The 22,108-nt window shown below is 30.6% G+C and carries 19 protein-coding genes; 18 read left to right on the top strand and 1 reads right to left on the bottom strand.

Features of this window, described 5'->3' with window-relative positions; translation table 11 throughout:
• The first annotated feature begins 269 nt into the window (after nt 1-269).
• The 3 genes from N4T77_RS00005 to N4T77_RS00015 all read left to right on the top strand — a co-directional run bounded on the left by N4T77_RS00005 (nt 270) and on the right by N4T77_RS00015 (nt 2,153).
• Nucleotides 270-632, top strand: a complete 363-nt coding sequence (locus N4T77_RS00005; protein WP_261669647.1) for a VOC family protein — start codon at nt 270-272, stop codon at nt 630-632.
• Between the two features lie 100 nt (nt 633-732).
• Complete coding sequence (locus tag N4T77_RS00010) at nt 733-1,845, top strand: acyltransferase family protein (RefSeq protein WP_261669648.1); 1,113 nt, start codon at nt 733-735, stop codon at nt 1,843-1,845.
• Between the two features lie 53 nt (nt 1,846-1,898).
• Nucleotides 1,899-2,153, top strand: a complete 255-nt coding sequence (locus tag N4T77_RS00015; RefSeq protein ID WP_261669649.1) for a hypothetical protein — start codon at nt 1,899-1,901, stop codon at nt 2,151-2,153.
• Between the two features lie 98 nt (nt 2,154-2,251).
• Here the strand turns inward: N4T77_RS00015 and N4T77_RS00020 are convergent, their stop codons facing one another.
• Nucleotides 2,252-3,163, bottom strand: a complete 912-nt coding sequence (locus N4T77_RS00020; RefSeq protein ID WP_261669650.1) for an MBL fold metallo-hydrolase — start codon at nt 3,161-3,163, stop codon at nt 2,252-2,254.
• A 422-nt stretch (nt 3,164-3,585) separates the two neighbouring features.
• Here N4T77_RS00020 and ppdK point away from each other — a divergent pair, with 422 nt between their 5' ends.
• The 15 genes from ppdK to N4T77_RS00095 all read left to right on the top strand — a co-directional run bounded on the left by ppdK (nt 3,586) and on the right by N4T77_RS00095 (nt 22,097).
• Complete coding sequence (gene ppdK / locus N4T77_RS00025) at nt 3,586-6,225, top strand: pyruvate, phosphate dikinase (protein WP_261669651.1); 2,640 nt, start codon at nt 3,586-3,588, stop codon at nt 6,223-6,225.
• Nucleotides 6,226-6,560: 335 nt separating this feature from the next.
• Nucleotides 6,561-7,109, top strand: coding sequence for a recombinase family protein (locus N4T77_RS00030; RefSeq protein WP_261670003.1), 549 nt, complete (start codon nt 6,561-6,563; stop codon nt 7,107-7,109).
• The gene (locus N4T77_RS00035; protein ID WP_261669652.1) at nt 7,096-8,121 is read left to right on the top strand and encodes a hypothetical protein; all 1,026 of its coding nucleotides are present in this window, start codon (nt 7,096-7,098) and stop codon (nt 8,119-8,121) included. The genes N4T77_RS00030 and N4T77_RS00035 overlap by 14 nt, the downstream gene beginning before the upstream one ends.
• Nucleotides 8,122-8,810: 689 nt before the next feature.
• Nucleotides 8,811-10,427, top strand: coding sequence for a DUF927 domain-containing protein (locus tag N4T77_RS00040; RefSeq protein ID WP_261669653.1), 1,617 nt, complete (start codon nt 8,811-8,813; stop codon nt 10,425-10,427).
• A gap of 15 nt (nt 10,428-10,442) precedes the next feature.
• Nucleotides 10,443-11,381 (top strand): DNA adenine methylase, encoded by a 939-nt coding sequence (locus N4T77_RS00045; RefSeq protein WP_261669654.1) that lies wholly within the window; start codon nt 10,443-10,445, stop codon nt 11,379-11,381.
• A gap of 538 nt (nt 11,382-11,919) precedes the next feature.
• Nucleotides 11,920-13,629 carry a cell wall-binding repeat-containing protein gene (locus N4T77_RS00050; RefSeq protein ID WP_261669655.1) on the top strand — a complete coding sequence of 570 codons (1,710 nt, stop codon included), beginning with the start codon at nt 11,920-11,922 and terminating at the stop codon, nt 13,627-13,629.
• Between the two features lie 80 nt (nt 13,630-13,709).
• Entirely contained in the window at nt 13,710-16,034 is a 2,325-nt protein-coding gene (locus tag N4T77_RS00055) for a leucine-rich repeat protein (protein ID WP_261669656.1), read from the top strand.
• Between the two features lie 40 nt (nt 16,035-16,074).
• A complete protein-coding gene (locus tag N4T77_RS00060; RefSeq protein ID WP_261669657.1) occupies nt 16,075-16,848 on the top strand; it encodes a hypothetical protein in 774 nt (257 codons plus the stop codon).
• Nucleotides 16,849-17,103: 255 nt separating this feature from the next.
• Nucleotides 17,104-17,406: a helix-turn-helix domain-containing protein gene (locus tag N4T77_RS00065; protein WP_261669658.1), complete on the top strand. Its 303-nt coding sequence runs from the start codon at nt 17,104-17,106 to the stop codon at nt 17,404-17,406.
• 186 nt (nt 17,407-17,592) lie between these two features.
• Nucleotides 17,593-17,910, top strand: coding sequence for a hypothetical protein (locus N4T77_RS00070; protein ID WP_261669659.1), 318 nt, complete (start codon nt 17,593-17,595; stop codon nt 17,908-17,910).
• A gap of 620 nt (nt 17,911-18,530) precedes the next feature.
• On the top strand, nt 18,531-19,052 hold the full coding sequence (locus tag N4T77_RS00075) for a helix-turn-helix domain-containing protein (RefSeq protein WP_261669660.1): 522 nt from the start codon (nt 18,531-18,533) through the stop codon (nt 19,050-19,052).
• A gap of 88 nt (nt 19,053-19,140) precedes the next feature.
• A complete protein-coding gene (locus tag N4T77_RS00080; RefSeq protein ID WP_261669661.1) occupies nt 19,141-19,551 on the top strand; it encodes a hypothetical protein in 411 nt (136 codons plus the stop codon).
• Between the two features lie 608 nt (nt 19,552-20,159).
• On the top strand, nt 20,160-20,399 hold the full coding sequence (locus N4T77_RS00085; protein WP_261669662.1) for a GNAT family N-acetyltransferase: 240 nt from the start codon (nt 20,160-20,162) through the stop codon (nt 20,397-20,399).
• Nucleotides 20,400-20,761: 362 nt separating this feature from the next.
• A complete protein-coding gene (locus N4T77_RS00090) occupies nt 20,762-20,926 on the top strand; it encodes a hypothetical protein (protein ID WP_261669663.1) in 165 nt (54 codons plus the stop codon).
• 1 nt (nt 20,927) lies between these two features.
• Nucleotides 20,928-22,097, top strand: a complete 1,170-nt coding sequence (locus N4T77_RS00095; protein WP_261669664.1) for a ParB N-terminal domain-containing protein — start codon at nt 20,928-20,930, stop codon at nt 22,095-22,097.
• Nucleotides 22,098-22,108 lie beyond the last annotated feature (11 nt).

Genomic DNA, 22,108 nt, shown 5'->3' on the forward strand with positions numbered 1-22,108 from the left:
AGCTTCACAGTGCCGATGGTACTGCTCGGGAGACTGAGTGGAAGAGTAGGTCGCTGCCAGGTAAGTAAAAAATCGCTAAGCAATTTAGTTGCTTAGCGATTTTTATTTTTTGCATTGATTCAATAAAAATAATCCATTAATATTTTACTAACATTTTTTATAAGGCTATATATATTAAAGGTATAGGCGTATAATTCATATATAGACATAGAAAAGAGTCTATAGGTGGAATATTAAATAATAAAAATAATTTAGGGAGGAATTAAATTATGAAATTTTGCTGGAGTACATTAATGGTTAAAAATTTAGAGGAATCTCTAAGGTTTTACAGGGACATAGTTGGACTAAATGTGGACAGAAGATTCAATGCAGGCCCAGGAATAGAAATTGTATTTTTAGGGGATGGTGAAACAAAGATTGAACTTATATGCAATGAGGCTTTGAAAGATGTAAACTATGGACACGATATTTCTCTTGGCTTTGAAGTGAATTCAGTAGATGAAATGATGGCTTATATTAAAGAAAAAGGCATGGACATTTATAGTGGACCCTTCCAGCCAAATCCACATACTAGGTTTTTCTATGTATTAGATCCAAATGGATTAAAAATTCAATTTGTAGAAAATATTTAACAATAAAGCTCACTTTTTTCGCTGTGCTCTGTGGTATTAGCAAGTAAGGTGAGCTTGTTAGTAAATATAAAATTAACTTATAAAGAGGGATGTGAAATTATTGAATTCAAGAATAAGGTCTGTAGATGTACTTAGAGGATTTGCAGTAGCTATGATGGTTTTATGCAATAATCCTGGAAATACAGATAGAAATTATATTCAATTAAGGCATATGCCTTGGGGAGGATTAACCTTTGCTGATTTTGCTTTTCCGTTTTTTATAATAGTAATGGGAATTACTATTCCAGTTGTAATAGAAAAGAGATTAGCATTAAAGGTAGGAATGGCAGCTATAATTTCAAAGGTTTTTATAAGAAGTATAATATTAATACTCTTAGGATTATTTTTAAATGGATTTCCAATTTTTGATTTTCATTCTATGAGAATACCTAGCGTTTTAGCAAGGCTGGGAATAGTATATTTATTTGCATCTATAGTATTTCTAATTGTTAAAAAGAGCTTTAAGGATGATAGATATGTTACAGGTTCGTTAATAATAATTTCTTTTATAATAATTTTAGGATACTACTTTTTGATAAAGCCTTATGGATTCAATATTGAAGGAAATTTGGAACAAAAAATAGATTCCTATTATTTAAGTGGGCATCTAGCTTATATAACTTGGGATCCAGAGGGAATAATTAGTACTATACCGTCAATAGCCACAGGATTATTAGGCTGCATAATGGGATGTTTATTAAACTATAAAAATATAAATGACTACTATAAAGTAGCAGGTATGATAGCTTTATCCATAGTGGGATTTATAGGAGCTTCATTATTTAGTAGGGTTATTCCGTATAATAAAATGATATGGACCAGTTCCTTTGTACTTATAACTGGGGCTGTGGCAGCTTTAAGTTTAGCCTTGTTGTATTTGGTTTGTGATATTTATAAGAAAGAAGGCTTATTAAAGCCATTTATATTTTTAGGAAGTAGTCCAATTTTTGTTTACTTAGTTTCTGAACTTATAAGGAAAACTATTTGGAGAATTCCTATCTACGATGCTCAATTCAAGGAACCCTTGCTTTTTTGTAGGTGGGTAACATTAAGGTTTGTAACTCCTTGGGCAGGCCAGTGGTTAGATTCCTTATATTTTTCAATTTTATATGTTATGCTTTGGATGTGGATTTCAAGTAAGTTATATGCTAAAGATAAGATTATAAAGATATAATTCGTTATAAATACATAATAGTTAATCTAGTAGAAAGAAGAGAGTGTGAAAAAATGGACATTAATGAAATTAAAAAAGTACTTAAGGAAAAGTCAGTAGACCCATTATTAATAGTAGCAGCAAATAAGGGGTATAAGTGGGTTGTAGATAACAATTTTAACGAAGAAGATGCTTCTAGCTTCGAACAATACATATTGAATAGCACTACAGCTGAGGAACTTAAAGAACTTAGAAACAAAAGAAAATCTTTAAAGGATTTTATTATGTGGAAATATATAAAGCATCTAGAGCTATCAGAAAATAATTAATTTAAAAATGCTTAAAATTAATTAAACCAAGAATCTGGCGGGGTTGAAACCCTACTGGATTCTTGGTTTAGTTTCATAAGCTTCATTAATGGGGTATACTAAATACTTCTGTAGGCTTTGTCTTTTGAATATTTAAGAAAGCCATCTTCCATATTTAATTCTATGGCCCCAGTTTCATTTAAATATTCCACATAGGATCGTAACATTCTTTCTACTACCGCATATTTATATATGCTTTTTACTGGAATATTAAAGTTTTTAATAACGGACTTCATAATATCCTGCATTGTCATGGTACCATCTATAATGTCATATATTCTTGCAGCCCTGTTTTTATAAAAATGTATGTTATCAGCTATAAGTTTTGTAATATCATTGTACATACCTTTATGTGCTACTATATATTTACTGCATTTTAAATTATAAAGTTTTTCTTTACTTTTTAAATCCTCCCGTAATATATAAGCATAAGGCATTTTAGCACCCTCCATTACTTCATAACTTATGAGGGCATCTCCTAAATAGGCAACATCATCAGGGGTAATAATGCATATATGTGCAGGACTATGACCTGGTGTATGAATAATTTTAAATTTAATACCACACACATATATTTTATCATGATCGTCTGAAATCATAATGTCTGTTTCACAAACCATATGTCCAAAATGCTTTGTAACATCAGATAAGGTTTGATTACTATAATAAACCTTTAAGTTTACTGTGGAGCTGCAGAAGAGAGCCTCATAGGCTGACATAGCAATAATACAGTTATACTTTCTCTTCAAATATGCAGCATTTCCTATATGATCTATGTGTGCATGGCTGCATACTATAGCAGACACTTTAAAATTATTGGTATCTAAAAGCCTATCGATTTGCTCTCTTTCTCCCTGCGCCCATCCTGAATCCAACATAATAATTTCTTCATCATTAATCTTATAAAAAGGTATGTAGGTCATTCCAGTATCAATGCAAAATGTATTTCCTTTTACTTGTATTATCTTCATTAAGTTTCCTCCTTGGGGCAATAAATTCTGCTGCATTTATTTCTGATTTAACTATAAATATATAATGTTTAGCTCAGGAAGCTCTTTCACAGCAACATAAATTTAAAACTATTTAGTTTGAAATTTACCCAAGACATAGCTTACAGTGAAACGAATTTAATGTCAAATTATAAGCTGCTTTTTTAAAATTTTACTCTCAGGGCAAGACTTTGTTTATAAGGGTATAAACATTTAAATAGAATAAAAAAGTATCTGCCTTTTTGTATTATGCTACCTCATAACTAAATTTTAATTATTATTTAACACATATCGTATATTACATATTGCACAATTATATGATATAGTATATACTATATCATATATAATACATAATATATAATAAATATACATCAAAATGTTTATATAGAGGGGCGTGCGATTTAATGGAAAATAAAAAATACGTATATCTTTTTAATGAAGGAAATGCAAAGATGAAGAATTTACTTGGGGGAAAAGGAGCTAATCTTGCTGAGATGATGAATCTAGGCATACCTGTTCCAGAAGGCTTCACATTGTCTACAGAAGCTTGCACAAAATACTATGAGGATGATAAGCAGTTATCTGAAGAGGTTGTAGGTCAAATTTATAGTGCATTAGCTAGCATTGAAGAAACCACTGGAAAAAAGTTTGGTAGCGTAAATAATCCACTACTTGTTTCAGTAAGGTCAGGAGCAAGAGTTTCAATGCCGGGAATGATGGATACAATATTAAACTTAGGTTTAAATGATGAAACAGTAGAAGGTTTAAGCGGACTAACTAATAATGAAAGATTCGCTTATGATTCATATAGAAGATTTATTCAAATGTTTTCTGATGTTGTTATGGGAATTGAGAAGAGAAAATTTGAAGACATTCTTGATGAAGTAAAGGATGCAAAGGGAATAAAATTTGATACAGATTTAACTTCATCAGACTTAAAAGAAGTTGTTAAGAAATATAAAGCTTTATATATAAAAGAAATGGGAAAAGATTTTCCGCAGGACCCAAAAGAGCAGTTATTAGAAGCTGTAACAGCTGTATTTAGATCTTGGGACAATCCAAGAGCAGTAGTTTACAGAAGATTAAATGACATTCCAAGGGAATGGGGAACAGCAGTTAACGTTCAATCAATGGTATTTGGTAACATGGGAGAAACATCTGGAACAGGAGTTGCATTTACTAGAAATCCTGCTACAGGAGAAAAGCTTATATTTGGTGAGTATTTAATAAATGCTCAAGGAGAAGATGTTGTTGCTGGTATAAGAACTCCGCTTCCAATATCAAGACTAGAAGAAGACTTACCAGAGTGCTATAAACAGTTTATGGAAATAGCAGAAAGATTAGAAAAACACTATAAAGATATGCAAGACATGGAGTTTACTATTGAACAAGGAAAGTTATATTTTCTTCAAACAAGAAATGGTAAGAGAACTTCTCAGGCTGCATTAAAGATTGCTGTTGATTTAGTAGAAGAAGGTCTTATTACAAAAGAAGAAGCAATATTAAAGGTTGATGCTAAACAATTAGACTCACTTTTGCACCCAAACTTTGATTCTAAGGAATTAGAAAATACAGAAATTATAGCAAAAGGTCTTCCAGCTTCACCTGGTGCTGCTTGCGGTAAGGTTTATTTTACAGCAGAAACAGCAAAAGAACACCATGAAAAAGGTGAAAAGGTAGTATTAGTAAGAATTGAAACATCTCCAGAGGACATAGAAGGAATGGTAGCAGCGGAAGGTATACTTACTGCAAGAGGAGGAATGACTTCCCATGCTGCAGTTGTTGCTAGAGGAATGGGTACTTGTTGTGTAGCTGGATGTGGTGACTTAAAAATAGATGAAGAAGCTAAGACTTTTGAATTAGGCGGAAAGGTATATCATGAAGGAGATTATATATCTCTAGACGGTAGTACAGGAAACATATACGGACAAGCTATAAAAACTATTGAGAATGAAATAGGTGGACATTTTGGAACACTTATGGCTTGGGCTGATGGAATAAGAAAATTAAAGGTTAGAACTAATGCAGATACAGCTAGAGATGCTGAGCAGGCTATTAAGTTCGGAGCTGAAGGTATAGGGCTTTGTAGAACTGAACATATGTTTTTTGATGAAGAGAGAATACCGGCAGTTAGAGAAATGATAGTTTCAAAAACTGAGGAGCAAAGAAGAAAGGCATTAGATAAATTACTTCCAATGCAGAGAGAAGATTTTATTAAAATCTATGAAGCTATGGAAGATAGACCAGTAAATATAAGATTATTAGACCCACCACTACATGAATTTTTACCACAACTTGATGAAGATATAAGAGATTTAGCTAAAGAAATGGGATTAAGTTTCGAAGATTTAAAACAAACTGTTGAATCCTTACATGAATTTAACCCAATGATGGGACACAGAGGATGTCGTCTTCCAGTATCCTATCCAGAAATGGCTGAAATGCAAACTAGAGCTATTATAGAAGCTGCTATAGATGTTAAGAAAAGAAAAGGCTATAAGATAGTTCCAGAAATAATGATACCACTAGTTGGAGAAGTAAAAGAGTTAAAGTATGTTAAGGATATAGTTGTTAGAACTGCTAACGAAGTAATTAATAAAGAAGGAATAGATTTAAAATATTTAGTAGGTACTATGATAGAAATACCAAGAGCAGCTCTTACTGCTGATGAAATAGCCGAGGAAGCTGAATTCTTCTCCTTTGGAACAAATGACTTAACTCAAATGACCTTTGGTTTTTCAAGAGATGATGCTGGTAAGTTCTTAAAGGATTATTATGAGAAAAAGATATATGAATTCGATCCGTTCCAAAAGTTGGATCAAAGAGGAGTAGGAAAGCTTGTTAAGATGGCAGCAGAGCTTGGAAAAAAGACAAGACCTGATATTCATCTTGGAATATGTGGAGAACATGGAGGAGATCCATCCTCTGTTGAATTCTGTCATGCTGTTGGATTAAATTATGTATCCTGTTCACCATTTAGGGTACCAGCAGCAAGACTTGCAGCAGCTCAGGCACAGGTGAAACAACCACGACCAAGCAAATAATAGAACAAAATAGCATAAACATAGAATAAAAAGCTTTATACATCAGGTATTCTTGAATATACATGCTATAAAAAACATGAGGTATTGTTACTTAGAATCAAAAAATGATTTTAGGTACAATACCTCATTTTTTATATAAAATTTGTATTTAGGAACAATTTTTTATATAAAAATAAGCTATTGTGGAACATTTTTTTATTTTAATTATGGAACACTTTCGAATTAGAAGCTTGGTAAAAAACTGAAAATAGATAAGACATTGACATAAATGTTATAAAACGATTTAATATATACTATATAGGTTCTGGAGGTGATTTCTTACGAAGATTGGATATATACGGGGTAAAGAAAATAGCCATAGTTATAAGACTCAAATGAAATACTTAAATAATATAAATGTAGACAAGATATTTACAGAAATACATAGTGGAAATATAGAACTCAATGAATTAATTAAATACGTAAGGGCTGGTGATATTGTATTTATATATAGTATTGAGAACATTAGTAAAAATGTAAAGTCTATAATAAGGTTTATTATGCAGACCCAAGAGAAGGGTGTACAACTTTTTATTAAAACTGAAAATTTAGATACTTCTAACCAATTTGGTAAATATATATTAAATATAATAGCAGCTTTAGACAAAGTTAGTGGACAATCAGATAAAATGGAACGTTCTGAGACACCAAATGAAAGAGGTAGGATTCCAAGAGAGCTTGCTGAATTAAGAACATATATGAAGCTAGTTGAAAGAAATGAGATAAGTGTAAAGGAAGCCTGCCAGAAGCTAAATATAGGAAGAACTACTTACTATAGAAGAATTAAACAGTTAGAAAATACAATATATGAAGGAATTGAGGGGAAAGACAATGAGATTATTTAAATTTTTAGTAATATCTAATGAAGTAATTAATAAATCGAAAATGATTAAACCTGTAGTTCGTGTTAAAATACAGAATAAAAATAACGGTTTAAATAATGTTAAATTATTATCAACTAAGAGTGACTTCTATTTTCTATGTGAGGATTTAGAGAAAATTCAAGAAAATATTTTAAGTCAGTACAACATATTAGATAGTAAAAAAGGTATAGTTTTAATGAGTATAGACTATCCAAATGAAGGTATTAATTTTTGTGAGGAAAATAGAGCATATGTTGTTATTGATGCTAATGATGTTGATAAGGTAATGGACTTGATATCTCCTTCAAAAAATACTAATACTGATACTAAATTTCAAGGAGACTATTTAAATGACCACGCTAATTGTACAGCATGTTCAAAGTTATGTTATAAAAATAACTTGTGTATAAGTCTTGACAATAAACATGTTAGGGGAACTACTTGGAGCTTTACAAATGATACTGCAGGAACAAGAAATAAAGAATTTTATGAGGAAATAGATGGAGTAACTTTTAAAAGAAGACTTGAACCTAAAACTGGTGGTATAGTATATACCAGTCTACAATGGGAGTCTGGTAAAAGACCCGCAAATTTAGATGAAAAAACTATTCATGTTCCATTGCATCATTGGGTTAAGTGTCAGTCAATACCAAAAGAGGCGAAGTCAATTACTGATTATTCTTTTTATCACATAGGACATACATTTGATTATAGAAATAGTTTTATAGGATTAGCAACACTAAATGACCAAGAGGACCTACGTAAAAAACAAGAGCCTGATAATAACATAAGAAGAGGCGCGAGAGTATTAGCAGGTCATAAATTTTTATCTAATGATTTGGAATGTAAACAAGGATGTTTAAATGTAAACAATTCTGAATGTAAAAATTGTGAGGGAGTTCTATATATTAATACAACGGAAGGACTAGTTAATTTATATAATCAACTTATGTCAGAAGAATATGCTAAATTAAGTGAAGGTAAAATTATATAAACATAAAATAATATTTAAAGACTTAATTATATTTTGTAATTGAGTCTTTTTTTATTTTTTGCAAAAACCTCTGAATGGATAAAAGTACATTGAACTATAAGCAGTGAAAAAAATTAGTGATAATAAAAGAACATAGTAATGACCTCTGCGTGGATAAAAGACAGTTTAACACTTGGTAATGTAAAAAGGATATTTATATAAGTAAATTAGTTTGTAAAAAGAGTAGATTATGGAGATGATTCTATTATAGAAGCTGTTGATGAACTTGAATATTCAGAACCTACAGTAGAAGATTATAATATGCGAAAAATTATTTGGCATAAAGATGAAAAGGCGAAAACATATCATATTTTTGATTAAGTCAAGTTCATAAACAATATGACTTTAATGAGGAAAACTTTACAGATTCTATAAATGTGATGAACTTACTTTAGGAATGACACAGGAAGGCATGTATGAACGACTTGAAAAAATAGCAGATACGTTTAATAAAAACCAGAACTAAGAGTAGTAAGATAAATAAATACATTGATAGTGGACAACTAGAGTTTACCAGAATATAGAGTTTAAAATTAAAGTAAGGCAAACGTAAAAAATTAGAAACAAATAAGGTCAAGAGCTCGACCTTAAATAATAAAATCTATATACGTATATAGACCAATTTTAAAAGGAAAGAGGTCTAGATAAAAATGAAAACAATAAATAAAGCTAATGTAAATAGCAGTGCAATAACTGTACCATCAATAGCAGGAGATAAATTTGGAGTAGAAATGAGGTTGTTTGTTAGAAAAGATTTAAACACCCTGAAGGAAACAGTTGTTTTATCTCTTCTATTCAAAGATAAAAAAGGAGACATTGAACAGAGTGAGGACATTATTGTAACAAACGGAAAAGTTCTAAATTTGGATGATTATAGTCCTTTGCTTAAAAAGAGTGTGCCAATAGTAAATATATCAGGACAAAGGACATCTACCAATTGCATCAAAGAATTAAAGAAATTTTTAAGGGAGTACAGTGATAAAATACCAGTTCGTTATTACTATGATAAGGGTCATGGATGGAGTATAGACAGTGCAACAAAAAAACTAAGGTTTGATGGTTCATCAGTAATACCATTTAAAGGTACACTAGATGATAATCAGCACCACCTTGTGAAAAGGGGAGCTATGAAAAAGACAATAGACATTTGTAATGAAGTAATGGATGGTAGACTGATATCTCAGTTTCTTATAGCCATGTCATTGGCAGCACCTATATATGGAGCATTAGGTTTAAAGAGTTTAATAGCAAACATTTGTGGATTAAGTTCTCAAGGAAAAACAATACTTTTAAAACTATGCATGAGTTTATGGGACAATCCAGAAGGTGAAAGGCTTTCTAACACTTGGAACAATACAGAAAATGCAATAAGTGCCTTATTAAATAATTTGGAGGGTGTGCCATTTCTCCTTGATGATACCAGCCAGGGCAAAATAAAAAATTTCACCGACATCTTATATAATATTGAAGACGGAAAAAGCAAAGGAAGATTAAATAAGGAATATTCAGTGGACAGCAGATGTTCCTGGCATACCTGCATATTTAGTGCATCTGAAAACTCAGTATATGAGAAAACAGATAGTGATAAGATGGGAATTTTACGAAGATTAGTTGAAATAGAAGTTGAACAAGGAGACCTACTTAAAGATGCAGCACAAGCAGCTAAAGTTAAGAAAACTTGCAAAGAGAACTATGGGCATGTAGGCATGTACTTTGTGAATGAGTTATTTAAGCACAAAATGACAGAAAATGACTTTAAGAAATTAAAGGAGAGTTTACATGAAGAAGAAAAGGAAATTAGCATGGATGGAAACGGAATATCAAAAGGAATAACAGAGAAACTAGTGGTAGTTTTACTCGCGGCAAAGTTAGGAGAACAGTATCTAGGATTAAAATTTGATTTGGATGGTTTAACTGAATACATACAAACATTAATTGCAGAGACAGTTGTAAAAGTTGAACAGGTAATAAAAGTAAAAGTAAAACAGGATTTTGATACATGCTACAGAGAATTATGCACCTTTGCAGAAACAAAGCTTTCAAGTGGATATATAAGAGATTTTGTATACTATATACCAAGTCCACTATTTAATGTACTTGAGAGTAAACTTGGATACAACTATAGAGAGTTAAGAGAATTGTTAATGGAAAAAAGATTTATAGCAGAATCTGATGATGAAGCTTTAGACAAAACTATAAGAAGACCTGATAAAAAACAAGGAGAGACTGCTACTTTGAAAGTGATAGCAATAACAAAAATGATTTAATGGAGGAAAAGCAAGATGAATAAAAAATATTTAACTAATTTCGCATACTTCGGAAGTAAGAGTAAGCTATCAGCTCAATTAAATGAATTTATTGAGGATGGAGCAAGTGGATGCACTACATTCATAGATGGCTATGCTGGTTCTGGAGCTGTAACTATTAATGTAGATAAAGATATGTTTGAACGAAGGATTATGAATGACCTTAACCCAAGGTTGTTTTTAATACACAAGATGCTTAGTAATCCGTTTACAGCTTACCAAGTGTTGGACCTAATAGCAGATACTGAACTTTCAGAAGAGTGCTTTCTAGCAGCAAAGAAGATTTGGGAACCATATAAATCAGCAGTTAAAAAATTTGAGAAAAGAATGTTGAGTTTAACAGATCCTGAAACCTTTGATATTCAGAAGGAAATATGGAAAGAATACATTCCAGAGGAAAAATCAGTAGAACTTGCAGCAGCAGCCTTAGTAATGTTCAAACAATCATTTAACGGACTTGGTAAACAACCTAAACCTGATTTTACAGGAAATGAGGACATTGCATACGATACATGGTTGAATGATACACTTGATAAAGTAATTGAGCAGATGGAGGGAGTAGAGGTTTATTGTGTAAATACCCTTACATTAATAAACAAATTCAAGAATGACACTAGCACCTTTATGTATCTTGATAGTCCCTACGAATTAAAGACTAGAAAAAATAGAAAAGTCTATGAAATTGATATGACAGACAGAGGACAGGGCAAATATATGGATACCGTAGAAGATGCAAAATCACCAATTATGATGTCTGGATACAAGTACAATGGAATGAGCTTATATGATAGGCTTGTAGCATCTGGTAAATGGAGATGTGAAATACTTGCAGAGGATATTTCTAAATCATCAGCAAACTCAAGTGGTGGAAATGAAAAACCAAGAGACGATGAGTGGATATGGTTAAACTATTAATTACCGTTGATAAAATATAGGACAAGCAGTTACCTGTTACCCGTTACCTGAAAAAAATAATTAGGATAAAATAGGATTAAAGTTTATATGATTAAAAACAAGGATTAATTATTTGAAGGGTTTACATCAAATGATATATTCTATAGAATAATCACACTGAACATCTTTGCAAAATTACCACTACTACAAAACGGACTGATGTTGCAATAGACAATATCAGTCCATTAAGTATGAGTAAGTTTAACTAGGTTTAATTAAATTTAATGGACTTCTAATAAGAAAATAGTAATTGATAAGACGAGGATATAAAATATTTAATACCTGCTAGCAATTTTTATTTGCTAGTAGGTATTTTTATGTTGATTATTTCATTAGAGCATCAGTTTTTATTGAAGTATTTTAAATTTAAAATGTATTACTTATAACTCAATATTGCCCTATAGATCAAATAGGGATATAATAAAATAGTGTAATATATGGAAAATACGGTTTATTTCTTGATAGGCTGTATTTTTGTAAAGGGATGAAGGGGGCAAATATGAGGAAAAGATTATTAAGTATTATATTTACTGTAACCTTATCTTGTGCAATGTTCTTTACATCAAATGTTGTAAATGCAGCAACATTACAAGATAGGTTATGGGGGACTGATAGGTACCAAACTAATTCGAAAATTGTAGATTCAGGATGGACATCATCGGAGTATGCTGTAATAGCAAGTGGAGAAGGTTTTGCAGATGCATTATGTGCTTCGCCTTTGGCTGAGCAATATAAAGCACCTATACTTCTAACTGGTAAGGACGCCTTAAGCACAGAAACCAGAAACCAATTATCAAGACTGAAAGTAAAAAAAGTATTTATTGTTGGTGGAAGAGGCGTTGTATCTGATAACGTAAAATCTGAAATAGAGGACATGGGTATTGAAACTACCAGAATATATGGACAAGATAGGTTTGAAACATCTGTAGAAGTGGCTAAAAATTTAAAAAACGTATGTGGAGTGGTAATAACTAATGGTTATGGATTTGCAGATGCTTTATCTATAACTTCAATTGCATCAAAAAAGAGCATGCCAATACTACTTACCGACAAAGAAGATTTACCTGAAGCAACTAAAGATTTTTTAGCAAATAAAAAACTAGCTGAAAATTATATACTTGGTGGAATTGGAGTTGTAAGCACTAAGATAGATTCCTATTTAAGTAATCCAATAAGACTTGGGGGAAACAGCAGATATGAAACAAACGCCGCAGTATTAAATCATTTTGCTGATAAGTTTAGTTATAATAAAGTTTATGTTGCATCAGGTGAAGGATATGCTGATGCGTTATCAGGCAGTGTATTGGCTGCTTCAAGTAACTCACCTTTAATTTTAGTAGGAAGTTCAGTTGATTATTCAGTAATGGCTTCAATAAGAGCTCAACGTGATAAATATAATAATATTATAGTTTTAGGTGGAACAGGTGTTGTATCTGATAATACAGTAAATATTATTATAAATAGCGATTATGTAAAAAATCTAAAATATACATTAGGGAATATTGATGGTACTTATACTGGATGCGTTGTAAATAATGCTCCAAATGGGTATGGGAGTTTTTATGCACAAGGAAATAAGTCGTCATTTAAAGAGCAACAAGAAGAAACGGATAAAATTTTTACCATCTCTGGTAGTTGGTCTGATGGGCATATAAATAGTAAAGAAATTATGACTTTTTCAGTTGGTAATAAATCTGATAACACAGAAAGCATTACTGTAAATAGTGATTATGTTGAAAATTTAAACTATACATTAGGATCTCAAAATGGTACTTATACTGGATGTGTCGTAAATAATCTTCCAAATGGATTTGGAAGTTTTTCTGCGCAAGAACCTAAGGCAATATTTGTTGGACAAACAGGAAACGGTGCGAAATATACCATTTCTGGAATTTGGGCTAATGGGCATATAAATAGTAAAGGAACTATAATTAGGTCAGATTATAACGCATATATGGGGGATTTTAAAAATGACAAAGCGGAAGGCCAAGGAACTTATATTTGGCTTGATGGATCTAAATATATTGGTGAGTTTAAAAATGGCAAAATGGAAGGTCAAGGAACTATGACTTGGATGAGTGGTGTTAAATATATAGGTCCGTTCAAAAATGGTGCAATGGAAGGTGAAGGAACTGTAATTTCACCAAATGGTGAACAATATATAGGGGTGTTTGAAGAAGGACATCTTGTAAGTAAAAAAGGTCAATAGTAACAATATAAATATGTGTTTAGTAACAGATGTTAAAATTATAATAGTTAAATTACATGAAAGAAGGGGAATTGTTTAATATGTTTAAAAGAACAAAGATATTCTTAATGACGTTAGGAGTAGCAACACTTTTATCAAGTTCAGTATCGGCATATGAAGTTTCGACTAAATATTCACAATCTACAAAAAGTGTAGAATTGGCTGTAGCTATAAACAGTGACTTCACTATTGAAAATGGAACATTGGTAAAATATAACGGTTCAGGAGGTGATATAGTAATACCAGATGGGGTAACTAGCATCGGTGATTATGCATTTGTAGACCCTAGCAATAAAAATCATGATGATGATTATGAAGGCAAGATAAAGAGTAGTATTACAAGTATAACCTTACCAAGCACCTTAACAAGCATTGGGAGAGGTGCATTCCTAAACTGTAATAGCATAAAAAGTATAGTTATACCAGATGGCGTTAAGAGTATTGGCGGAGGTGCATTTGCATACTGTCTTAATTTAACTAATGTGACAATTCCCAGTACTGTAACCAATATAGGCGGTGGAGCATTTGCAGCAACACCATGGCTTAAAAGTCAAAGTGATAATTTTGTGGTTGTAGGGGACAGTATTTTAATTAAATACAATGGAAAGGAATCTAATGTTGTAATACCGGATAACATTAAGAGAATAGGCGAATGTGCATTTTGGTATGCTAAAGTAACAAGTATAACAATTCCAAATAGTGTTACTAGTATTGGTAATAATGCATTTGGAAATACGGATATATCTAGTATCGTTATACCAAATGGTGTAACAAGTATAGGCAAAGAAGCGTTTTTTCAGTGTAATAAATTAACCAGTGTAACAATACCGAATAGCGTAAAAACCATTGATGAGTCTGCCTTTGAGTTTTGTCGTAGCTTAACTAGTATAACTATACCAGATGGTGTAACAAGAATAGGGCTTAGGGCATTTGCGGACTGCTATAATTTGACTGACATAAACATACCAAAGAGTGTAACAAATATAGGCGGTGCAGCATTTGAGCAAACACCATGGCTTGATAATAATAAAAATAAATTTATAATGGCTGGGGACAATATATTGGTTAAATATAATGGAAAGGAATCTAATGTTGTAATACCAAAAGATACAACAAGTATTGCACAGGGGGCATTTTCGAATAATGAAACCTTAGTAAGTGTAACAATTCCAAATAGTTTAACAAACATAGGTGGAGGAGCATTTCAATCTTGCAGTAATTTGACCAATGTAAATATTCCAGATAGTGTTAAAAGCATAGATAGAGGTGCATTTGGGTTTACTAAGATAACAAAAATAACTATACCAAGTAGTGTAATAAGTATAGGTGAAGACGTATTTAAAGGTTGTACAGGACTTACTATAACTGGAAAAACTAATTCTTACGCTGAAATTTATGCTAAGAATAATAATATAGCATTTGTTAGCAATGGTGTAGTTAGTGAAATTAGCGAGACAAACAGTCAGACTACGAGCACTATAAGTAAAGTAAGGCTTGGTGGTGCAGATAGATATGGAACAGCTGTAGCTATAAGCAAGAGTGGTTGGAAGCAATCAAATGATGTAATACTTGCTAGCGGAGAGAGTTATAATGATGCATTAGTAGGTTCAAGCTTTGCATATTTAAAGAATGCACCTGTACTAATAACTTATTCTGATAAGCTTAATAGTAGTGTTAGCGCAGAAATAGAAAGGCTTCAGGCAAAAAATGTGTACATACTTGGAAGTGAAGCAACTATATCAGAAAATATATATAACGAATTAAAACAAAAGTACAATGTTGTAAGAATAGGTGGAACAGGTTTATATGATACAGCAGTAAATGTTGGAGATGAAATTAGAAAGGTAAAACAATTTGATACTGTAGTAATAGCACCTGAAGGGGATTTTCCAGATGCTTTAGCAATAGCACCATTCTCAGCAATGAATACTATGCCAATATTATTTTCCAATAGAGATAGTCTAAGAACTGACACAATGACTGCTATACAGAAGTGGGACATTAAAAATGCAGTAATTGTAGGAGGCACTGGAGTAGTTTCAGATACAATTGATAGTCAATTAAAGAGCCTAGGTATCAACGTTACACGATTAGCAGGTCAGGACCGATATGATACGTCACTTGAAATTATTAAACATTTTGAACCAAGTCAAGGCTATAAAAGCATAGCAGTAGCAAGTGGAGAATCATATCCAGATGCTCTGACAGGAGCAGAATTAGCAGCAAAGAATAATATACCTTTAGTTCTGGTAGGTAAAGATAGCGTTAAAGCTAATGTATCAGAGTATATAGGTAATCATCTAATTGATAGTGTTTATATATTTGGTGGAAATGCGGTTGTACCTGATAAAGTATTAGATAAATAAAAATGATATCAACTACTGAAGAAAAGGAGATCATTAGAGAATGAAAAAGAAATTAAAAATAATACTAATTCCAGTCTTGATAATAGTAATAGTGGCTCTTGTCATAGTAGGTATCAGTCTGAATAATAGAAATAAGGAAAAAAAGCGTATTGAGAATATGAATCAGAGCTTTAGGGCTGAGAATTTACGTGGGCTTTGGAATGTTGAAGGTGAGAATTTCACCCTCTTATTTTACCAAGATAGTCAATTAAAAATGCATATACGTTCATCTTATAGATTTGATCCTAAAGTAGCTAATCCAATAATTGATTCAATAGTTGATGATGATAATTTATCCGGCAAAGGAGTAATTAGTGCTTTTGATAGTCCTAATAGCAATGTAGGAATTTCATTATATGCTAAAGATGAGTCAAATAATTCTTATACTATATTACTTGATTTTTGTGACTTAAATCAAAATGCTAAAACTATTTATACAAAAGAGGTAAAAATAAGTAAATCACCAATGAATTTTAGTAGTAGTGGTAAAGAAGATATACTTAAAATGACTACAGACCTTCTTATGGAGAAATTTAAGAACTATAATGGCGAAAAATGGGTGCCAATGAATATTACTCTTGATGAAATCAATAATGCAGATGGACTTATTGATGGCGGTGAAATATCAGGTAAAGCACTTATGGTTAAATCAGGTCTTAACGGGACAGATGGATTACAGATTTCTTTTAGTATTGAAGTAACAACCAAACCATTTCAATTTAGAGAGCTGAACGTAAATGGAAATAACATCATTCATCATTATAAAACAGAATAACTTATTTATTATTGTGATACCATTTAAATTTATTGTCACAATGAAAACTATTATAAGAACCTCATGTAAAAGATGGGGTTCTGTTTTTGTTCAAATTATCTGATATTATTTAATTTTATAACACTGGTTTCGAGATTTACAACTTTTATTGAATCTATATAGCAATGTTGATTTGTGTATTCGTTAAAATTATAGATCGGCATTGATACAATGATTCAAAGAGGTGAGTACATGATAAATTATGAAATTATTGGTATGAGAATTCGGGAAAAACGTTTAGAAAAGCAACTAACACAAGAAAGATTGGCTGAATGCTTAAGTATATCTGGCGAATACATGAGTAAAATTGAAAATGGTCGTGTTAAGGTAAATTTAACACGCTTAGCTGAATTGAGCGTAATTTTAGGCTGTCCTATAGAATATTTCATATCTGGGTCAGTAGTGGAGGCACCTGATTATAAATCAAATGAGTTTATTCAGTTATTAGAAGGTTTGTCATCTAAAGAAAAAGACGTTATCTATAAGGTTACAGAACTAATCACTTCACTAAAAAAATAGAAGCATCCTCTTAAAGAATGGATGCTTCTTTTATATTTTCAATAAATTAAATGTTATCTAAAAATGCATGTAAAACAGCATTTTTTTTATAAAAATAAGAGCTGGCTAAATTATAGGTTTATGTATTGAAATTATAAATAATTATAGTACAATGCCCCTAATATTTTAGGGATTGAGGTGTTATTTATGAAGTCAACTAATAATAAAGAGTTTATTGAGGACGATCTAGATTTAATAGTAGATAAGGCTATAGAGAGTGGAGGAAGCTTGCATTGGATCTATGATATAAAAAATAAATATAAAAATAATAAGTCAGTTGGAAAAGGAGGAAGATTATTGTTGTATGGCATGGATAATACAATCTACGAATTGACTAAAGACAATCTTCTAACTGGATTAATGCAAGCTCTGCCATATATTGATGGAAATATAGAAGATATTGATTCGGATTCAGCAGATTTTATTATCCAATTATCATTATTTAATACAGTACTCTTTGATTGATAGATATGTTTCCAGATTTCCAATTTTATATTTTAATGAGAACAGAGCTAAATATTTTAACAAACAAGTTAAGAATAAAGCATATAACTAATTTCTATAACTTGTAGTGAATAGAATATTATATCATAAAAAATTTAAAATAACAGAGTTATCATTATCTATTCAGATCTAATTTATGAAATACAAGATGTGTATATGAGGTAAGCAAAATTGATATAAATATAATCACTATAGTGAGATTAAAATATCAACTTATGCTTAATGGTTAACTTTTGTATTTTCAACTAGGAACAGCTATTTGAAATTCTTAAACTTTTGATGTTTTCAGATGTAGGCAGCTATATGAGAGTTCAATGCATTTAGAAGTTTCAAGTATAAACGGCAATTTGAAACTCCGATACATCTATAATATAAGAAACTACAATTGAGTTAATTTTAATAAGTTTACATAGTAAAATTATATAGAAACAGGCTTAGAGTTATAAAATTTATACTTTAGGTCTGTTTTTCTATTCTGGCATAGTTTCAAGAGAACAGCAGCTATTTGAAATAAATGCTACTTTTCAATCATTAATTTATATATAAAATATAAATTGAAATTTAAAGGAGATGTGAATTCAATGGATACAGTTAACTTGGAAGCTATACTTAATATCTATAAGAGAATACTTGGTGCTAAAGGGGTAAGAGATATTAACCAAGATAATATATCGATGTTAGAAAGAGTGACAGGAGCAATAAATTTTACAAAGCATATAGGATTCTTACTAAATATAATTTGCTACATTGAAAATAGAAAAAATACGATAGAAGAAGATATGGAAAATAATTTGTATAAGCAAAGATGTGATGAAGTTAAATCTGAGAATGATAGACTTATATCACTTAATAATGAATTAGAAGAAAAGTTAAAATCAAGGGATAGCTTAATAGAAACTTACAACAAATGTTATGTACAACAAGCAAAATTAAAGAACGGTGAAAAAATAGCTCGTAGGAATGATGTTACAGCTGAAGATGTTATTAAGTTTAAACAAGAAGGCTTAACGATTGGACAGATAGCCAAAAAGCTTGGTGTTAGTAAATCAACAATAAATCGTAGGTCAAAAGAGGGTGAAAATAAAATGGATAAGCAAATATAAGACAGTAATACTTTATTTGATAATGTTATAGATGAATCTTGGGATAGCCGGAAAAATAAAAATGATTAGTTAGTAAGGAGTTAAGAAGATGAATATATTACATAATAAGATTAAGTTGAAATACTGGAGAAGTCTGGAGGATTGCTTAGATTGTTGGTTTTGCTGGAAAAACATAAATGATAATAATGAGTTATGGCAAATAATTATGTACAATAAAAATCGTGAAACGGTCAATCATATGAAAATTACTGAGACACGCAGAGTTAACATTGATACTTCGAGACTTTTTGATGTCAGTTATTTGAGTGATTTTAGATTTTATGCACCTGAAACTAATATATATGAACATAAAATTTTGTGGATTGACGATATTATGTGGTTTACATGCTATGATTATAAAGATAAATTACAGCTATATATTAGTATTAATAGTAAAACACTTGAATGCAATGTTTATACTGAAGTTGATCCAATATTGAACATGATATTAGGGGAATAATTAGTTCAGTATTAAAGAGCACATAGATAAAAGCTAAGCGTTGGTGAATTTTGTATATCGTCGACTTAAGGATGCTATTTAGTTGATTCTTAAAGTATAAAGAGTTTATTAAACTTATTAAAAAGCTCTTTTATTTTTTTATAATTACAAAATCAAATGTTTGTAGGAACATTACATTGCCAGCATTTAAATAGAATTAAGGCTGATTTTTAATAAATGTTGAAAAGGTATAAATTTGTATGTGACTGTATGAAAAATCAATAGATACAATGAGTAAATTTAAAGGATACAGAGGTATGTAAAAAATTAAAATTTGAGAAAGTAAAGTTCTAAAACTTAGCTTATACATGGTTTTAATGTTATAACAGGAGGATACTTTAAGGACTTCAAAATAAAATTATAGCTATTATGTAAATTTATAAGCTAACAATATTTATACCTTACTGATATTATTGTAATTGAATTATACAAATCAGTGAGTTATTAACTTATTCTGGTAAAATATAATATGTGATGTAATTAATTGGGGCAATATGGGAAAATGATATGAATAAACTTATATTAATCATGTTATGAATCTTTAGGGTGAATTTTCATGTCAAAACATATTGAACAAAGGGATAACAACTGAAGCTTTTTCAGCGGTCATTAATTTTGTCTTTAAAGAAGTAGGATTTGCACGTATAACTGGACGACATCATGTTGATAATGTAGCCTCTGGACAAGTTATGGAAAAGTGCGGTTTGAAATATGAGGGTACTTTAAGAAAGATACACAAAATTAATACTGGTTTACTAGTAGATTGTAAATATTATTCAATGTTGAAGGAAGAATATGAAAATATATGAATTAATATATAAATCTAAATGTATAGATGCTCTTTGCTACGAAAATAGATTTAAGGTCTATTTTAATTGGCGGCTGTGAATTAACTCATGGAACGTTGAAAATTGAATAATGTGGTGTTTAATTATAATTTTATTTCTATTCATTTTAATTAGTCTTAATAAATTAGTTAAAAAACATAACGTAATTGCCAATAAGTAATTCAGAATCGTAATATAAAATGACTTATCAATAATTAATTTGAGTGGGGATAAACTTGAAAATTCAATATGTGGATTATTGGGCGAATTGAAAATATATTAATATTGTTTATTTTAATATAAATATATTTTATAATATTAACAAGAGGTGATATTATGCAAAAATGAAAAAAAGAAGAAGTTTTAATACTTCTCTTGATGAAGAATTGCACATTGAGTTAAGAATATTAGCTCTAAGAAAAAAGTTAAAATCATACATTAATAAAAGAAGTGAAGTAATGAAGTATGTTATAAATAAATATAAAAATAGCATGGAGACAGGTGATTAAAATGATAATAACTGATTTGCCAATTAATAAAATTAAAATTGATGTAAGGTTATGGGAAGTTGACCAGGAACACATAACACCTATAGTAGATTCAATAAAGCAGGTAGGCTTAATAAATCCAATTACTGTATTGCAAGATAATGGAGAATATACCCTTATATCCGGTGAACACAGATTGAGAGCATACATGGAATTGAAAAAAGAAACAATTCCAGCGCATGTATTTCAAAGAGAATATGACGACATAGAAAAGGATAAAGCAAGATGTATCCTCATGGAAGTTGATGAAAATCTAGTAAGACGTTCATCAGATAGATTCGAAGAAAGCTATATGCTATATCAAAGAAAGCAGGCTTACGAGAAGTTATATACTGAAAGTACACAAATAAATAAAGTAAGTACAAAGGATAAAAACGGAAATGAATCGGTTATCCCTGAGCAAGGACAACCAGAAGTGCCAAAATCATTTATTCAAGATACAGTAGAAAAAACAGGTATTAAAAGAAAATCTATATCAAGAAGAATAAAAATAGCAGAACGTATGAATGAAGAAGATGGTAGGAGAGCTGATTCATTAAATGTCCCAATATTAACTTTAGAGGATTTAACAGTAGGAGAACCTGAATCAAAAGCTAATGAAAATGAAGAAGTTGTAAAAGATGTTAGTAAAATTAAAGATGCAGTTAAGATTCATATAGATACTATGGAAGAAATAACTCCATATTTCTTAAGTGAAAGAGAAACTGAACAAACATCAGCAGAAAGAAGAAATGGATTTTTCAATGCCAGTTATAAAAAATTTAAAAAAGAAATAGAAGCAGTAGAAAAAAAATATCAAAAAAACAAACCATTAGAATTTGCAAATGGATTAAGAGAAAAAATATTAAATGAGTATCTTCCTGAGTATTTGAATCCAGATACTGGAGAAGTGATTGGAGAAGAGCCACAATGCACTTATGAAAAGACAGATAACATTTTAATATGTGATTCTGTTTATGCTGCCAAATTCCCAGAAGTGTGCAATAGATTTATGACTATAAAGATAAATGATGAAGCTGATTTTGAAATGACAAACAGAATAGTTAATACATTTGGACAAGATATTAAAATAGCCATAATTTGTCTGGATGCTAATATATTCAGCAACTATATAAATTATAAAAACAATTAGAGGATAGGAGA

The organism is Clostridium sp. CX1, assembly GCF_025398335.1.
Lineage (GTDB): Bacteria > Bacillota > Clostridia > Clostridiales > Clostridiaceae > Clostridium_AM > Clostridium_AM tanneri.

Excerpts from the sequence above, each read along its gene's own strand:
- N4T77_RS00005 (WP_261669647.1), top strand. The coding sequence starts at position 270 with ATGAAATTTTGCTGGAGTACATTAATGGTTAAAAATTTAGAGGAATCT.
- N4T77_RS00015 (WP_261669649.1), top strand. The coding sequence starts at position 1,899 with ATGGACATTAATGAAATTAAAAAAGTACTTAAGGAAAAGTCAGTAGAC.
- N4T77_RS00020 (WP_261669650.1), bottom strand. The coding sequence starts at position 3,163 with ATGAAGATAATACAAGTAAAAGGAAATACATTTTGCATTGATACTGGA.
- ppdK (WP_261669651.1), top strand. The coding sequence starts at position 3,586 with ATGGAAAATAAAAAATACGTATATCTTTTTAATGAAGGAAATGCAAAG.
- N4T77_RS00035 (WP_261669652.1), top strand. The coding sequence starts at position 7,096 with ATGAGATTATTTAAATTTTTAGTAATATCTAATGAAGTAATTAATAAA.
- N4T77_RS00040 (WP_261669653.1), top strand. The coding sequence starts at position 8,811 with ATGAAAACAATAAATAAAGCTAATGTAAATAGCAGTGCAATAACTGTA.
- N4T77_RS00045 (WP_261669654.1), top strand. The coding sequence starts at position 10,443 with ATGAATAAAAAATATTTAACTAATTTCGCATACTTCGGAAGTAAGAGT.
- N4T77_RS00050 (WP_261669655.1), top strand. The coding sequence starts at position 11,920 with ATGAGGAAAAGATTATTAAGTATTATATTTACTGTAACCTTATCTTGT.
- N4T77_RS00055 (WP_261669656.1), top strand. The coding sequence starts at position 13,710 with ATGTTTAAAAGAACAAAGATATTCTTAATGACGTTAGGAGTAGCAACA.
- N4T77_RS00060 (WP_261669657.1), top strand. The coding sequence starts at position 16,075 with ATGAAAAAGAAATTAAAAATAATACTAATTCCAGTCTTGATAATAGTA.
- N4T77_RS00065 (WP_261669658.1), top strand. The coding sequence starts at position 17,104 with ATGAGAATTCGGGAAAAACGTTTAGAAAAGCAACTAACACAAGAAAGA.
- N4T77_RS00070 (WP_261669659.1), top strand. The coding sequence starts at position 17,593 with ATGAAGTCAACTAATAATAAAGAGTTTATTGAGGACGATCTAGATTTA.
- N4T77_RS00075 (WP_261669660.1), top strand. The coding sequence starts at position 18,531 with ATGGATACAGTTAACTTGGAAGCTATACTTAATATCTATAAGAGAATA.
- N4T77_RS00080 (WP_261669661.1), top strand. The coding sequence starts at position 19,141 with ATGAATATATTACATAATAAGATTAAGTTGAAATACTGGAGAAGTCTG.
- N4T77_RS00090 (WP_261669663.1), top strand. The coding sequence starts at position 20,762 with ATGAAAAAAAGAAGAAGTTTTAATACTTCTCTTGATGAAGAATTGCAC.
- N4T77_RS00095 (WP_261669664.1), top strand. The coding sequence starts at position 20,928 with ATGATAATAACTGATTTGCCAATTAATAAAATTAAAATTGATGTAAGG.